Here is a 15,360-nt window from a genome sequence, read left to right on the forward strand (position 1 = left end):
CTGGAAGATTACCTTGAATTTCTGTTCAGATATATGGGTATTCACAGAGACGAACTGAAAGATGAATCGCTGTCTGATGAAAGAAGAAATGCTATTCTTGAGCAGGCAATGCCGTGGAAATTTAAGAAGGCCTAAAGACTTTAGACCTAATACCACTTCAGTATATCCCAGAATAGCGGCAGAACTTTCTCCAATGCGGCAGGGAGAATGGCCGTCTGGCCAGAATTATCCGTTTTTTTTCCTCTAATATTTTCTGCCATAGCAGACATACCGTCTTTGGCTATACAATCACTTACAGTAAAGCCGGTGCTTTTTGGTACCTCGGGAACTTTTGCCATACCAGCGGCAGGGATAGTGCTCCCGGGCAGTTCCCTCCTGGCTGAAATGGTATTAATCACTTGATGGTGTTCACCAGAATGGCCTTTCCTGATAACAGAATGCCGATGTCAATGGTAGAATGAATATTAGTGTTTCCCAGCTTTTATAAAACAGGTGGCTTATATTGAGCATCCGGTAAAAAGTCCTGAAATCGAAACAGAATAATTACCTGGTGCAGTTTATGGCGGGGCCGGAGATCTGTCTTCCGGAGTGCTTCCTGACTGGTTTCAGCCCTGGAGGGAGAAGCATGTCCGGGGGAGGTGAAGTCGTGCAGTACAGGTCTTTACCTGAGATGACTGGCATTCCGGCGGCTAAAACGGTCAGAGACGGACAATAGCCCCCGGGCATCTGAATGCTGCGAGGACAGCGAACGCCACGGGGAACCTATTTTCGAATACTGCTTTTGGCAGTTTAAACTTGCAAATTTAATTTGAGGATATTCGGCATGAACGGAGAAGAGCTCATCAAAAATTTAGGTCAGAAGCTCGGTCTGGATCTTGAACCTGATGAAACCAGATCCTGTAACTTTTCGGCGGATGATATGACCATTACTGTCACTTTCATGGAAGAGATGGATATCCTGGTTCTTGTCGGAGATCTGGGTACTCCTCCGGATTTTGATCGTGAGAGGCTTTATAAACTGATGCTGGAAGCAAATTACCTTTACAGCGCAACTCAGGGAGCTTCTCTGGCACTCAACGAAGCTGACGGGCACGTATGTCTTAACAGGTTTTTTCCGGTTCAGTTGCTGGATGACAACAGTTTTTACAGCCATGTTGAACGCTTTATTAATATTGGGACGTTCTGGATGCAGGTTATCAGGGATCTGGCTCTTGCTCCGGAACCGGAAGCCAAAAACGAAACCGGAAGCGGAGATATGGAGATTTTCAGCGAGTTTATGACAGTGTAGGCAGAGTACTTCAGTTTTCTGAGTTTGGGGAACCTGTAGATTGAAGCATGGGGGGAGATCTTTCTGGATCTGCGTTTCATGCTGAATGTGATTTTTCATGCGGTTCTCTTTGTATCCGGTATTTTCCTTTCCATTTTTCCTGGGGTACGGTTTATGAACATTGATTCCCCGCCTGATCCCGGAGGTGCTGGAATACCCCGCAGCGGAGCTGAAGAATTACAGGTCTCTGTATTTCAGGAAGATTATTACAAGCAGCCTCCTCAGGAGCGCTATAAAACGGCATGAATGTAAACACGAGATGGAGAAATTCAAACGGCTGATGCATCCGGCAAAAATTTAGACAAAACAGATACTTAATAACATACATTGCTTACAATGTCAGTAATAACGATGACAGCAATGGAGGCAAGGTATGTTGCGGCGGAGACAGCGGCGATCCCGGTGTTTGTTCCGGGACTCCGTATGCCGGAGCAGATAAAGACGGCGAGCGGCTTTTTGGCTGATTGTTCGGGTTCCCGGCGTATTTTCTGCTGGGAGTCTGCATAATGGCTTTCCTGCAGATGATGTATCCTCTGAGAACGGTTGAGAATACATGGCTCGCTGCGTGTTACGCCATGTTTGACATATCACTTTTATTTCTCTATTGGACAAAGGCTTTTTATGCCTGGATATTTAAAAAAATCTGGGAAACGCTTGCTGATTTTTACCACGACGGCAATCCCGGCAGTTAGGATTTCCGATTCTTCATAAGAGCAGCAACAACCCGCTTTTTGCGTTTTTTTGATCTGAAGGGCGAGATATGAACGACACGTTTATTAATCTTGGCATTAACGCAAATATCATAATCAACTGGCTTCATCAGTTTTTATGACTTTTCGGGCACTGTTCATAATGTGTTTACTAATGTCAATGTTGATATGAGCCGTATGTACAATAGCATGACTACATACAACACACAGGTCAACACACAGCTGAATCAGCTGAATGCGTTATTGAACAGCGTATCACGCAGCTCTTCCGTAGCCACCAATAACCTGGCGGCAATTTTTGCCAGACAGGAACGTCAGCCTAATATCCAGCAAAGCATCTTAGAAGCAAACACGGCGAATACTTCAAAAGGGGCTCAGGTTGTACAGGGTTCTCTAACCAGAGCAGGGCAGTTATCGGTGTTATATTAGCTCGCCTTGGCGGGAAGCTGATAATGTCTTTCATGAAAGCGTAAGTGATGGTGTTCCTGTGAAAATTCCCTCCGGAGTGAGGCCGCACGGAATTATGGAGTGCCGGCGGCTTTGGGAACTTCCCGGGAGAGAATCCGGGTTAAGCTCCTCTTCAGAGATAATGCTCGCAGAGCAGGTCCTTTTTAGATTCCCGGGCATTCATATTGCAGTATTTCTGCAGTCCCTTTTTCCAGCCTTTCATATAGCTGTCTCTTTCTATATCTGATGAGGAGGACAGCAGCAGCATGTCTGTATACTCCTTAAACATTGTGGAGCTCTGCCCCTCATGACCGTCCTGATAGCCGATCTGGTACCAGGTGAGCTCCGGATCTGACTCATGCTTTGCATTCAGGTTCAAGGATATGCAGCATACTCCGGCGAGAATCATAACGGCTGAAATATTTAATACTTTAGAGAGATTAATGATTACCATTTTTTCTGTTCCTTGGTGCAAATTTCTTATTTGAAGTATGAATGCATTCAGTTACACCGTGAGAACGGAGAAGCTGCCGGAAGGTTACAAAAAATGTGAGCTTTATCAGCTTTTTAACTGCTTCATTGCTGTATGCCCCAGACATTCAGGAGGGCGGCTTTTTGCAGAAAGCAGTTATTAGAAAACCGGAAAAAGGAAGACGCGAAAAAGAAGCAGATTATCAGGGCAGCGACAGGAAGAGTGCCGGAAAAGGGGAATCCCGGGGGGTTAAGCCGGAGGAAAAGCCGGGGGGCCCTGCTGTCTGAAGATGTCCGGAGATTAGGAAGAGGGAACGGGAAGCAAAAAGTATCAGTCCTTTCCCGTTCTGCTGTATTTTTCCAGGATTCTCCCGGATTTCAGTTCATCAGAAATCCGATGGGAATATTGTTGAAGATGTTTCCAAAGCTATGGGACAGCTCCTTGTTTTCGGAAATAAGAAAATCGCAGTCATTCAGGAACAGCTGCAGGAGATAGCAGATCTGATCGTTTTCAAGAATGGCGGAATTGATATAGAGTTCAAAGCGGAACCAGCCACCGGTTACGGACGAGGCAACGCTGTATTCCGAGTTGATCTTCAGGATCAGCTTCGAAAGGTGGCGCAGTCTCTGATCATTATCCTGAGGATTGTCAGGGGCCAGCTCAAAGATATTGGCGTAGATAAGAAACTCTTCCCGGGAAAGCGGATGGAAGCTCACCTCCAGATCGTTTTCCAGAAGAACCGAGTGCTCCTGAGAGGCTCTCTCATCCTGGAATTCGTTTTCGTCATATGACCATCCGGCAGTTTTGTAGATGTGGCGTATAGAATTTACGGCTGTCATGTTCTCTCCTTGGGTTTTCTCTGCCCGGTGGCAGATTATCCGAAAAGCGGCATGTCTGAATCCGGGTTACCGCCGGAATAGCGGCATGCTGAGGCTAATTATTATCTGTCGGAACAGATCGCAAAAAGATCGTAACCTTTTAATGCTACGATCTTCTGACTTTATGGAGTTCTCAAACCTGCTATCAGACAGTGACAATCTTTCTGGTGGCGTCGTTCTCGCTGCGGCTGATATCCTGAATAGTATCACGGGCCTTGGTCTGGAGTTCCTTCAGGGAATCGTTGATTTCCTTGAGAGACTCAATAGCTCCGCGCAGAGAGGCTTCCTTGGCTTCCATTCTCTTGACATCGGCACGCCTTTCCTGTTCTATGTAGTCACCGGAAGTCTTGGCGACGTTTGAGAAAGCTGAAGCCCCCTGTGTTACCGCTTCGGTTATGCCGTGGCGGGCTCTGTTTCCGACAGTGAGATCCTTGGCCATGGCATCGGCAAGCTCGGAATTGTTCTTGGCAACGGCAAGGGCTTCCTTGGCATCGCAGTAGGTCTTGTCAGTACTGGTGAAGTGCTCAACATTCTTGGAGGCGGTCGTAACATCCTGCTGATATTTGCTGATATCGGCCTCAATAGACTTGAGGTTGTTGGTAAGAGCGGTCTTTTCAGCATTCAGCTTGGTGACCTCAGCCTGGGGCAGCTTCTCATTGATTGGCAGCTTCTCATTGATTTCCAGCTTCTCATTGATTGCATTCAGACGATCCTGAGTAGCAGTCTTCATATCCTCGGCAGTCTTGAGATTAATTCTGGAAGTCTTAAGCTCATCGTTAAGCTGCCCCAGCTTGCCGGTTCTCTCCAGATTCTGCACGTTATTGGTAGCCCTGGTAAGATCCTTGGCTGCCGGGTTCTGTATCTCGTGGGCTTTGACCTCGCTGGCGAGCGCCTTGCTGCTGGAGTAGATACTGAAGGCGCCGGAGGCAATCTGAACAGCACTGCCTACAATGCCGCAGATCAGCTGTGCCATAGCACCCTCGTCCAGCTTTTTGGCCTCGGACAGAGCGGTCTGCTCAATGGTTTCATACTGCTGACGGATTATTTCCTTGTTCATCTTGCGATCCTGGGCAGCCATTCTGGAAATTTCTGCCAGGAGCTTTCCGGTAGCGGATACCACGTCATCAAGAGCGGCATACTGTTCCTTGGCGCTCTTGAATCCGGCAGGCTTGAGATCGGCACTGTCCTTCTCAATTAAAACCTGGGGGTTCGGTATATGAAGAAAAGATTTTTTGCTGACATCGCCGCCTTTCTGCAGCTCGGAATTCATAATGTCGTTAAGGCCGCTGATGGAAGACTGGCCGGAAGGGAATTCGATACTCATAATAATAACCTCTGACTTGATACTGTTAAAACAGACAGCTACTCCTGGCAGTCTGCCGGTTCCGCAAGTGGTTGCACTTTGCATTTCTGGTCTGATAACGAACAGGGCGGCGGCAGGTTACAAAAAAAATCAAAATTCTTTGCAAATACCTGCGAGTTCCGATTTTTGGAGTCAGTGATGTCCCCATGTCTGTTTTTTTCAAATATAATGATAATATGCTTCGGCAGGAAGCAGTTGCGATTTTAGTCGGTGCTGTGCAGAAGATCTGCTTTTTAACCGGCCGTGCAGTCAGACATTCCGGCTCTGTTTCCGGGGTCTTGCGGCATGATTTAAGTTTTGTTTATCACTATAGAAGTATGTTTATTTACACCTCAAGAAAGGCGCTTCTTTCTGCGGCCAGATGCGCTTTTTTGGTTCTGGCGCTGGCCTCCCTTTCCGAGAGCCAGGCCTTTACAGCTCAGTACAGCCATTATTCCGAGGACGAGGATCTTGTTGCGGTGCTGTCGGATTTTGCCAGAGCCCAGGGGCTTCATGCCAGAATTTCCCCGGTGATTCAGGGCAAGCTCAGCGGCCGTTTTGACGCTGTCAGTCCGGATGTGTTTATGGATACCCTGAAGCGGGCCTTCGGGGTTAAATACTATATTCAGGGCGACATCATCAATTTTTATCATGACAGCGAGTGGGTGCGATCCATGTACAAGCCGTCTGCGGTTTCCGCAGCATCGATGCTTGGTTTTCTGAAGGATGCCAGAGCGGTGGCCGATGCGCTGCCGGTTACCGTGGATTCCCACGGCATGCTGGTGATGCAGGGACCGGAATCCTACATTCAGAATATTATGTCCCTGGCGCAGAGCTTTGACCGGAGGCAGGAGCAGGAACTTTCCATGCATGTGTTCCGGCTCCGGCATGCCCGGGTTAACGATACCAGTATTTCCACATCCTCGAAAAATGTGGTGGTTCCCGGAGTGGCGACCCTGCTTTCCCGTATGGTGGCTGGCGGCTTCGGCAGCGGTGCATCATCTTTCGGGGTTTCCCGGAAGAGTCAGATGCTGACCGGGCTGCGGGGGACCGGACTTTCGGCTACGGCTGCTCCGAAGCCCGCTGCGGATGCGGGGGCTTCGGCGGGAGACAGCAGCGGGGGGCCGGCGGAGGAGAGGGGGTTTACCCCCAGCATAATTGCCGATGAACGCCTGAATGCCATTCTGGTGTATGACTACAAGTCCCGGATACCGTTTTACCAGGAAGTGATTAACGAGCTGGATGTTCCGGTGCGCATGGTGGAGCTTCATGCGGCCATTGTGGATATCGATGTTGATGCCTCTGAGGAGCTTGGCATTGACTGGCATGGCTCCGCGGCTACCGGAAACTGGAGTATTGACGGCGGCAAGGGGGCTTACACAGACGCTACCGGAAAGTACAAGGGCGGTGTTTTTTCCACCGTGTTCAATACTGCGCAAAGCAATTTTATGATTCAGGTGAAGGCTCTGGAGTCCGACGGCCGGGCAAAAACTCTGGGACGTCCTTCTGTTCTGACTATGGAGAACACTGAGGCTACGCTGGAAAATACCACCACCAACTATGTTCCGGTCAGCGGCAACGATTCCTCGGATCTGTTTTCAGTTACGGCGGGAACGGTGCTTCAGGTAATTCCCCACATTGTGGAATCCAATGACGGCACCGAGCCGATAATTCAGATGATTATTACCCTGAAGACCAATCAGGACAGTAACGGCAATGATATAGCGAATGTCGGAACCTCTGCCTATATCCCTTCGGTAAAGGAAACCGTGGTCAATACCCAGGCCATGGTACGGCACGGACAGAGTCTCCTGATCGGCGGCTACTATGTGGAAAGCCTGTCGGACACGGATGACGGGGTTCCTATTCTTAAGGACATTCCGCTCCTGGGACGGCTGTTCAGCACTGAAGGGCGGAAGCTTCAGAAGAGGGAGCGCATTCTGCTTATAACTCCGAGAATCGTCACCCTTGACGATCTGAGCCGGCTCCCGGACAAGGCCTCGGGGTTTGGCAAGGATCCGGGACAGACCGACTATTTGGATCGGGAGGAGCGGCTCAAGGTTCCGGCCCGGCCGAAGGATTCCTCCGGCTGTGCCTCTTCACGCTCTCTCAGTGCGGACCAGAACCGGCCGGCCGCTCCTGAAACTGCTGACGGAGTTCTGTGATGGAAAATTTTGACATGCCGGAGCAGAATGTTTCGGAGGAAGCCAGCAGGAATAAGGCACAGGCGGTGGAATTCCGCTTTGTTTCCGGTCCCAACAACGGGGCCATGCTGCGTCTTGAGGTCGGGGAATACTTTATCGGCAACACCGCGGACTCCGAGGTGGTTTTTGCTCTTGACCGGCAGGACAGCATCGAATTCGTTATTGGCATTGGTGAGGATCGGGATGTTTATGCCCGTTCCCGTTCCGGCACGGTGTATCTGTACAATTCCGACGGCACTGTTCTGGAACAGCTTTCCCCGGAGAATGTCCCGCTTCCCGAAGGAACCCGGATCGGGGTGGATTTTGAGTCACTGGTGTGGTTCGGGGACTGGAATGCTGTCGGGGGGCGGTGGAGAACCGTTTCGGAGGATGAAATGTCCGAAGCGGCCCGGAGTGAGCTGGGGGAGCCCCCTGCTCCTGAAGCCGAATCTGAGACCGCTCCTGCACAGGATTCCGAAAATGCGGAGGAAGCGTCCGGAGAGGCGGAAGCTGCATCAGGGACTGACGCTGACTCTGAAAAATCAGGAGAGCCTTCGTCCGGCATCGCTTCCGGAGAAAACGGCGGGACAAAGCCCCGGAAATCTCCGGTAAGCCGCCGGAAGCAGGCTATGGCGGTTTCTTTAGGCCTTATTCTTCTGGCAGTGATTTTTGCGCTTCAGAACTACGGGGCTATCCGGAATTTCCTGGGGGCTGAGGCTGATACCGGGAAGCCTCTGACACTCCGGGAATATGTTACCGGCTATCCAGACGGGATGCTGGAGCTGGAAGAGAAAATGAATTCCTATGTGGTACGCGGAGCCTTCAGAGACGAGAACCAGAGACAGCTTTTCCTGGAAAATCTCCCCGGAGCAGACAAGCAGGTGGAGCTGAATGTCAGACTGGTGGATGATATTCTTAACAGTGTCCGGCACAGCTTTAACTTTTACGGACTCCGGGTAAATCCGGTACCGGAGGATGACGGCGCCATCAGTATTTTCGGGTATGTCAGAGACAAGTATGCAGAAGCGGAGATTATGAAAAGCATTAAAAAGGATCTCCCCTTTGTATACAGCCACCTGGTTCCCAGATTTACCTACAGAAGCGATCTTGAGGAGCGGCTTACGTCCCTGAGCCAGGAGGCCGGTCTGAGCATTCTGTATCTTTACGGCCGGGGTTTTATTGCCTACCGCGGGCAGTTTTCCATGGACGATCTTTCCAAAATTGCCTTTATCAGGGATGAGATTTCCAAAATCGTCCGGGGGCCGGTGCCGCTCGTTAGCGTTCAGGATCTCAGCCCGGATGAACTGGAATCCGTCAGGGGCAGCGAAAACGATGTGAAAGAGCCGGCGGTTCAGCCGGGAACCGGGGGAATGATCAGGACTTCGGATGTTCCAGCAAGGAAAAACGCTGGCGGGACTGTCCGGCCCGGGACCTCCCGACCGTCGTCCGGAGAGAGTCCGGCTTCCGGCAGGGAGTTTTCTGCCAGGGATGTGGCTTCGGTGAACGTTTCCGGAAAAATAGGCTTCTTTACAGCCAAGAACGGCATTCTGTATTTTGAAGGTTCCCGGCTTCCGGACGGCGCCGTAGTCAGCAGCATTGGGAACGACCTGATTATCCTTAGGAAGAACGGCCGGGAGGTTAAGATAAACCTGAAGTAGAGCGTCTGGAAATGACCTGGCATAATGGGGCAGGGCTCTCCGGAAAGTTCTTGCGGTGATTTTTCAGAAAAAGCGCCACGGGTGCGGAAAGCCGGAAATTATTGTGTTTTCAAGTCAAATTTTATTAAAAATACTGTAACGGATTTTGCCTTGAAACGTTAAAATAGCAGTAAGGCTTGTTTTGAGACGGAGAGCTTTATGGAAGTTGATATTTATTCAGCTGTAGACGAAGGGAATTTATATCTTATCAGGCAGTACGACGAGGATCTGTTTCAGATAGAGATGAAGCTCAAGAAAAAGCTGGATTCAGGGGTTACAGCAGAGGAGTTCGAGCCCTGCATGGCGCTTTTGACAGCAGCTGAGTCAGCACGCAGGATCGTGTCTCTGGTTCAGGAAGGAGGGAATTAAGATGAGTGGTATTGAAGTAAGCGGGAATATGGGCCGTGTGGTGGAGAGCGGAATTCAGAATCTTGAGGACCGCGCCAAGGATATTCGTAACGAAATTGAAAAGCTGCAGGATCCTTCCAAGTCCATGACTCAGGAGGAGCAGACTTCACTTCTTCTCAAGACGCAGTTCAAGCTGGGGCAGTATAACGCTATTGTGGAGCTTACCTCCAATATTACAAAGAACGTTTCCGATACTGCGAAGTCAATATCTCAGAAGGCTGGTTAATGCGGTTTTAAAATGCTTGAGCAGAATTTTTTAGACAAGGACGAACTTCAGAAGCTTTTCAACATAGCTTTTGTCGGCTGTTCCAGAGGATTTGTTCCGGAAGCCCGGACGGTATTTTCAAAAATTTTGGAGGCTGTGCCGGATCACCGGGCAGCCCGGGCGGGGCTTGCCTTTACTCATATTGTGGTAGATGATTTCGCTCCGGCAGATGAGATTCTTCAGGGATTGCTTGCCGAGGATCCTGATGACGATGATTCCAGAGGGTTTCTGGTGCTGTCAAAGTTTCTTCAGAAGGATTCCGACGCCGTTGATGTTGCCATGAAGGAATTTCGGAGTCTGGATTCCGCCGGTTACCGGTTGGCTTCCTCTCTTAGTGAAGTAACCAGGTAGTTCATGCATTTTGAAAAGTTTAAAAGAATGACGGGGATGATACTGCTCCTGGGGGCGGTATCTCTTTTTATTTCAGGATGCCGGGAAAATCTGTATTCCGGACTCAGCGAGGCTGATGCCAATGAGATGGTATTTGTGCTTCTCAACCGCGGTGTTGATGCCAAGAAGGTTTCCCAGGGCAAGACCGGCTATGCGGTAACTGTTGAGGAAGATCAGTTTGTCCGCTCCCTGGAGATTATCAAGGAGCATTCGCTGCCCCGGGAGAAGTTTCAGTCGCTGGGAACGGTGTTTTCCGGAACGGGTATGATTTCCTCCCAGCTGGAGGAACAGTCCCGGCTGGCCTTTGCCATTTCCCAGGAGCTTTCCGGGACCTTCAGCAGAATTGACGGCGTTCTGGATGCCCGGGTTCATGTGGTTCTCATGCATAACGAGCAGGGTACCGGTCTTACCACCCCGCCTTCCGCCTCGGTATTTATCCGGCATGTGGCCGATTCTCCGGTGGTGGATATGGTAAGCGGTATTCGGGAAACCGCGGCCAAGGCGGTGCCGGGGCTTACCATTTCAAATGTCTCCGTGGTTCTGGAGCCCTTCAAGGAGAATATTATTATCGCTCCGGCAAGGGCCAGCGGAAGCTCTGATGAAAGACTGCTCTGGTGTCTGGCCACGGCGGCTCTGTCGGTTCTTCTGACGGCGGGGATTTTTCTGGTGTCGGCCTTTCTGAAGAAAAGAAAGTCCGAAAAGTCCGCAGCCGGAACCGGCGAGTCCGGAAAACCGGAAGCCGGTGCCTGACCGGCGTATTGAGTGAGGTCCCGGCTGCTGCCGGGCTTTGTCAGTTTAACGGGGGCTGTTTTTTTATGAATCGCGAGGAAGCCCTTAATGTGGTCAGGGATCCGGAATTTCTCAGGGATCTGGCCGGGCTTAATGCCATGCGCTACAGCGACAGCGATATCTATGCGGAGTGGCGGCGGCTTTTTCCGGAAGGACTGTCCGGAGAAAGAGAGCTCTTTATTGAAAGACTCCGCTACAGATCCGCAGATTTTGTGGTCTGCCGCGGCAGGTTTGACCGGATCCTGCTGCTGTCCCCGCAGGAGCTCCGGGAATTCTGTTTCACTCTGGGAGCCTGTATCATGGGCTTCTATATCAGAGAGCTGGTGAATACGGGGGAGCTTTTCCGGTATCGGAAGCTTCTGGGAGATTCCCTTTTTGACTATGTCTACTATTTTGCCGCCTATGCCCCCTATGCCGACGATCTCGGAATCCGGGGCCGTCTTTCCGTAATCAGAAGTGATGAGGCAGAACAGGCCGTGCTTCTGAGCGGCTGCTATGCCCTGTACCGGGTTCTGGAGGATGGCAGCTCTTCGGAGATACTGCCGTTTATCCGGAAAAAGCTGACCTGTGCTTCCGAAGAGGAGATTTTCGGATTTTTCCGGGTGTCCCGGCCCTTAAAGGCAGTGAAGACTGCCAGAATCGGCGGTCTTGTCCGGCATTGTCTGACCCGCTGCGGTTTTTCCTGGTAGCCGGATAATGCCCGGAATATGGTATATTTGTTTCTGCCGGAATTCCGCTTTTTTATGAATCCGGCTTTTTTGGGGGAAATCCCTGCGGAGTTTCTTGCGTTAAGGACACAGACCCGTGAGCAGAATTTTTTGTATATCCGGCGAGAAGGTTAAGGTCGCTGAAGGAGTCAGGATTATCCGGCGTGATGATCTCGGAGTTCTTCATGATTCCAATGAGATCATCGAAAAGTCCCGGAATCTGGCAGATGACATTCGCAAAAAGGCCGAGGAGGATTACCGGCTCCGCTATGAAGAGGGCTTTGAGAAGGGCCAGCAGGAAGGAAAAAGCGAATATACCGAGAAAATCATGGATCTTATTATTTCCCAGGTGGATTCTCTGGCCGAGCTGGAAAATGACATGGCCCAGGTGGTCATCGATTCCGTGACCAAGATTATCGGGGAGCTTCCGGACAGCGAGCAGATTGTCAGAGTAGTGCGGAAGGCTATCAACACCGTGCGGGGAATGAAGAGAGTTACTGTCAGGGTGGCTCCGGAGGACGAGAGTGCCGTGCGTGCGGATCTGGGCATGCTGCTGGTGTCTCCCGACGGCCGTACCGGATATATAGATCTGGTGGCCGATGCCTCCATGAAGCACGGCGACTGCATTCTGGAGACCCCCATGGGCATAATCAATGCCGGTCTGGAGTTTCAGCTCAGTATTCTGAAGAAATCCATCCAGAGCCGGGTGCAGCAGAACAGCGCGGGATAGCAGATGGCTCTGGATTACATCGGGCAGATGCTCCACAATGCGGTAGCGGAAGCCAATACAATTGAAGTCAGGGGCCGGGTGGATCAGGTGGTGGGTACCATTATTCACGCTTCTGTTCCCGAGGTTAAGGTAGGGGAACTCTGCATTCTGCAGAATCCGGGATCTGACTGGAGTCTGAAGGCAGAAGTGGTAGGGTTCTCCAAAAATATCGCTCTTCTGACCCCGCTGGGCAATATCGAGGGCATTTCCTATCATACCGAGGTTATTCCTACCGGCCATGTGCTGTCGGTTCCTGTGGGACCGGAGCTGCTCGGCCGGGTAATCAACGGAGTAGGGGAGCTTATTGACAATGGTCCGGCATTTCATCCGCAGAAGTTCTACCCGGTTTATGCCGATCCCCCGTCTCCCATGAAGCGGCAGCTTATTACCAAGCCCATCAGTCTGGGGCTCAGAGTTCTGGACGGGATTATCACCTGCGGCCAGGGGCAGCGGCTGGGGATATTTGCGGCGGCGGGCGGCGGCAAGTCCACGCTGCTTTCCTCGATTATCAAGGGAACCAGCGCTGATATTTCGGTGCTGGCTCTTATCGGAGAGCGCGGCCGCGAGGTCCGGGAGTTTATCGAGAGGGATCTGGGCCCTGAAGGTCTGGCGCGTACCGTTTTGGTGGTATCCACCTCCGACCGTTCCTCCATGGAGCGTCTCAAGGCGGCCTATACGGCCACGGCCATTGCCGAGTATTTCCGGGATCAGGGGCGCAATGTTCTTCTGATGATGGATTCAGTTACCCGTTTCGGACGGGCGCAGCGTGAAATCGGTCTGGCTGCCGGAGAGCCGCCTACCCGCCGCGGTTTTCCGCCATCGGTGTTTTCCACTCTGCCGAAGCTTATGGAACGGGCCGGCAACTCCGACAAGGGCTCAATTACTGCGCTCTATACTGTCCTGGTGGAGGGCGATGACATGACCGAGCCTATCGCCGATGAAACCAGATCTATTCTGGACGGACATATTATTCTTTCCCGCAAGCTGGCGGCGCAGAATCATTATCCGGCCATAGACGTCCTGGCCAGTGTGTCCCGTGTTATGAACAGCATTGTGTCCAAGGAGCACCGGAATGCAGCGCAGCGGCTGCGCCAGATTCTGGCCAAGTATCATGAGATGGAGCTTCTGATTCAGCTGGGGGAATACCACAAGGGGGCAGATTCTGAGGCGGATTTTGCCATTGCCCATATTGACAAGGTTAATGCCTTTCTGAAGCAGGGGCTGGGGGAGCTGTCCACCTTTGACGAATCACTGGATGCTCTTCTCAGGGCGGTGGTGTAGCGTCCCGGACCGGGATGGGGGCGGACAATTCGGTATTGAAAGGATGTGCTATGTCGAAGATATTCTTGGTTAAAAACGACAGCCGGAGGCAGCACTGCCGGTGCGGTTTCCTTTCAGCGCTGGCGCTTCTGGCGGCCGGTCTGATTTTTTCAGAAGCCGTGCTGGCGGATACCGGAGCGGCAGCCGGCACGTATGATAGCGGACAGTATGTTGTTATCGATGCTGCTGACGGGGATTCCGACGCTTCTGCGTCTTTCGAAGCCCCAAAGCCGGAGCCGAAGACCTGTGCAAAAACCTGGCGCCTGGCGGTGGTGCAGATGGGAAGCTATAAGGACTTCCAGATTGTCATGAACGCCATGCTAAACAAGCTGTACCGGGACGGCTATTTCAGAATGGCCCCGGATATGGTGGACGCCGAATATCTGTTTGACCTTCCGGATGTCTGGGAAAAGCTCAGCGAAAACTCCCGGGGCGGGTGCATCGAGCTTATTTCCGACGGCTTATATTCTGCCGCATGGGATGATGCTGCTCTCTGGGACCGGGAAAGCGCCCGGCTCCGCAGCAGGATTCTTAACGACCGGGATGTGGATATCCTGCTGGGACTGGGTTTGGCCCCGGGGCTTAAGTTTGCAGATTCCGGGCTGGGAATTCCGGTAATGATCGCTGACCCCTCCAGCCCGGAAACAGCGGGGATTATCGGTCCCGGAGAATATTCAGACAAGCCTAATGTTCACGTGCAGAAATATCCGAAGCGCACCTCCCTGGCTGTCCGGAGCTATCTCAGTATTTTTAATTTCAAAAAGCTGGGGATGATGGTGGAAAGGGATGAAACCATCCGCCGGATGCAGTCCTTTGATGTTATCAGAAAGGTGGCGAATGAAGACGGTTTTCAGGTGATTCCGTGCTTTGGTGAATTCCAGGATCGCACCAATATGAAAAATGTGCGGGAATTTGAACGCTGCCGGACAGAGCTCCTCAGTCAGGGTATTGATGCGGTCTACATGCCGATATTTGACGGTACCGACACCGATAATTATTTTTCCTATATCAAGCCATTTATCGATGAGGACATTATCGTTATCGGAGACGGAAATACCGGCAGTACTGAAAGAGTGGAAAGAGGGGTTCTGGTGTCCCTGGTTGAGGTGGAAATTGATGAAAGCGGCCGCTTTGAGGCCGGCGTTATGGAGCAGATTATTAACGGTACGTCTCCCCAGCAGATCAGCCAGTACTACCGTACCAATCTGTCTTTTGCTCTGAACCTGAAAACTGCTCTTCTGGTTAACTGGAAGCCGTCTTTCGAGTTTATGATGATGGTGGAGTATCTTTATGAAAACATCAATTTCAAATAGGGGCATGATCAGAAACTGATAATACTCCGGCAGAAATACAGAAGAGGCCGGAACGGGCGGCACTGGAATTACGATCCGGGCGGCAATATCGCAACAATGTTGAAGGTTGTCTTTGGAAAAATGATGTTTTTTTTGTAACCTTGAAATGTGCTGTGCGTTTTCTGTACAGAAATGCTGCTGAAACCAGAGAATCAGAAGGAGATTTGAAATGGTTGACTTTAACCCTAATGCCACCCAGACTGCTCAGACAGATCAGACCGAGCAGACCGGCAAGACCAAGGACAAGTACGGCTTTGAGATGATTTCCAGCGTTGAGCTCATGTTTGCCAAGCTGCAGAATGAC

Annotated in this window: 16 protein-coding genes; 12 read left to right on the forward strand and 4 right to left on the reverse strand. The window is 51.2% G+C overall.

Annotated elements, in window-relative coordinates; translation table 11 throughout:
- Positions 1-146 precede the first annotated feature (146 nt).
- Positions 147-398, reverse strand: coding sequence for a hypothetical protein (locus F557_RS0110700; RefSeq protein ID WP_157617851.1), 252 nt, complete (start codon positions 396-398; stop codon positions 147-149).
- A gap of 425 nt (positions 399-823) precedes the next feature.
- On the opposite strand from F557_RS0110700, the gene F557_RS0110705 reads away from it, so the two are divergent.
- Positions 824-1,288 (forward strand): type III secretion system chaperone, encoded by a 465-nt coding sequence (locus F557_RS0110705; RefSeq protein ID WP_019002218.1) that lies wholly within the window; start codon positions 824-826, stop codon positions 1,286-1,288.
- A 1,329-nt stretch (positions 1,289-2,617) separates the two neighbouring features.
- Here F557_RS0110705 and F557_RS19655 read toward each other — a convergent pair.
- Entirely contained in the window at positions 2,618-2,938 is a 321-nt protein-coding gene (locus tag F557_RS19655) for a DUF2799 domain-containing protein (RefSeq protein ID WP_019002223.1), read from the reverse strand.
- A 161-nt stretch (positions 2,939-3,099) separates the two neighbouring features.
- On the opposite strand from F557_RS19655, the gene F557_RS0110735 reads away from it, so the two are divergent.
- Positions 3,100-3,243, forward strand: coding sequence for a hypothetical protein (locus F557_RS0110735; RefSeq protein WP_157617852.1), 144 nt, complete (start codon positions 3,100-3,102; stop codon positions 3,241-3,243).
- Positions 3,244-3,333: 90 nt separating this feature from the next.
- Here the strand turns inward: F557_RS0110735 and F557_RS0110740 are convergent, their stop codons facing one another.
- On the reverse strand, positions 3,334-3,795 hold the full coding sequence (locus tag F557_RS0110740; RefSeq protein ID WP_019002225.1) for a hypothetical protein: 462 nt from the start codon (positions 3,793-3,795) through the stop codon (positions 3,334-3,336).
- Between the two features lie 184 nt (positions 3,796-3,979).
- Positions 3,980-5,158 (reverse strand): hypothetical protein, encoded by a 1,179-nt coding sequence (locus F557_RS0110745; protein WP_019002226.1) that lies wholly within the window; start codon positions 5,156-5,158, stop codon positions 3,980-3,982.
- 356 nt (positions 5,159-5,514) lie between these two features.
- On the opposite strand from F557_RS0110745, the gene sctC reads away from it, so the two are divergent.
- From sctC to F557_RS0110800, 10 genes are all read left to right on the forward strand, one after another.
- Positions 5,515-7,341 (forward strand): type III secretion system outer membrane ring subunit SctC, encoded by a 1,827-nt coding sequence (sctC, locus tag F557_RS19660; RefSeq protein WP_169335191.1) that lies wholly within the window; start codon positions 5,515-5,517, stop codon positions 7,339-7,341.
- Positions 7,341-9,017: a hypothetical protein gene (locus tag F557_RS0110755; protein ID WP_019002228.1), complete on the forward strand. Its 1,677-nt coding sequence runs from the start codon at positions 7,341-7,343 to the stop codon at positions 9,015-9,017. The genes sctC and F557_RS0110755 overlap by 1 nt, the downstream gene beginning before the upstream one ends.
- Before the next feature lie 198 nt (positions 9,018-9,215).
- Positions 9,216-9,425, forward strand: coding sequence for a hypothetical protein (locus F557_RS0110765; RefSeq protein ID WP_019002230.1), 210 nt, complete (start codon positions 9,216-9,218; stop codon positions 9,423-9,425).
- A gap of 1 nt (position 9,426) precedes the next feature.
- Entirely contained in the window at positions 9,427-9,690 is a 264-nt protein-coding gene (locus F557_RS0110770) for an EscF/YscF/HrpA family type III secretion system needle major subunit (protein WP_019002231.1), read from the forward strand.
- Positions 9,691-9,702: 12 nt separating this feature from the next.
- The gene (locus F557_RS0110775) at positions 9,703-10,080 is read left to right on the forward strand and encodes a tetratricopeptide repeat protein (RefSeq protein ID WP_019002232.1); all 378 of its coding nucleotides are present in this window, start codon (positions 9,703-9,705) and stop codon (positions 10,078-10,080) included.
- Between the two features lie 3 nt (positions 10,081-10,083).
- Positions 10,084-10,869, forward strand: coding sequence for a type III secretion system inner membrane ring lipoprotein SctJ (gene sctJ / locus F557_RS19665; RefSeq protein ID WP_019002233.1), 786 nt, complete (start codon positions 10,084-10,086; stop codon positions 10,867-10,869).
- A 65-nt stretch (positions 10,870-10,934) separates the two neighbouring features.
- On the forward strand, positions 10,935-11,597 hold the full coding sequence (locus F557_RS0110785; protein ID WP_157617853.1) for a hypothetical protein: 663 nt from the start codon (positions 10,935-10,937) through the stop codon (positions 11,595-11,597).
- 115 nt (positions 11,598-11,712) lie between these two features.
- The gene (locus F557_RS0110790; RefSeq protein WP_019002235.1) at positions 11,713-12,345 is read left to right on the forward strand and encodes an HrpE/YscL family type III secretion apparatus protein; all 633 of its coding nucleotides are present in this window, start codon (positions 11,713-11,715) and stop codon (positions 12,343-12,345) included.
- A 3-nt stretch (positions 12,346-12,348) separates the two neighbouring features.
- Positions 12,349-13,665: a type III secretion system ATPase SctN gene (gene sctN, locus F557_RS0110795; RefSeq protein WP_019002236.1), complete on the forward strand. Its 1,317-nt coding sequence runs from the start codon at positions 12,349-12,351 to the stop codon at positions 13,663-13,665.
- Positions 13,666-13,715: 50 nt separating this feature from the next.
- The gene (locus F557_RS0110800) at positions 13,716-15,017 is read left to right on the forward strand and encodes a type 1 periplasmic-binding domain-containing protein (protein ID WP_019002237.1); all 1,302 of its coding nucleotides are present in this window, start codon (positions 13,716-13,718) and stop codon (positions 15,015-15,017) included.
- Positions 15,018-15,360: the final 343 nt, after the last annotated feature.

The sequence above is a fragment of the Succinimonas amylolytica DSM 2873 genome (assembly GCF_000378405.1).
Classification (GTDB): Bacteria; Pseudomonadota; Gammaproteobacteria; order Enterobacterales; family Succinivibrionaceae; genus Succinimonas; species Succinimonas amylolytica.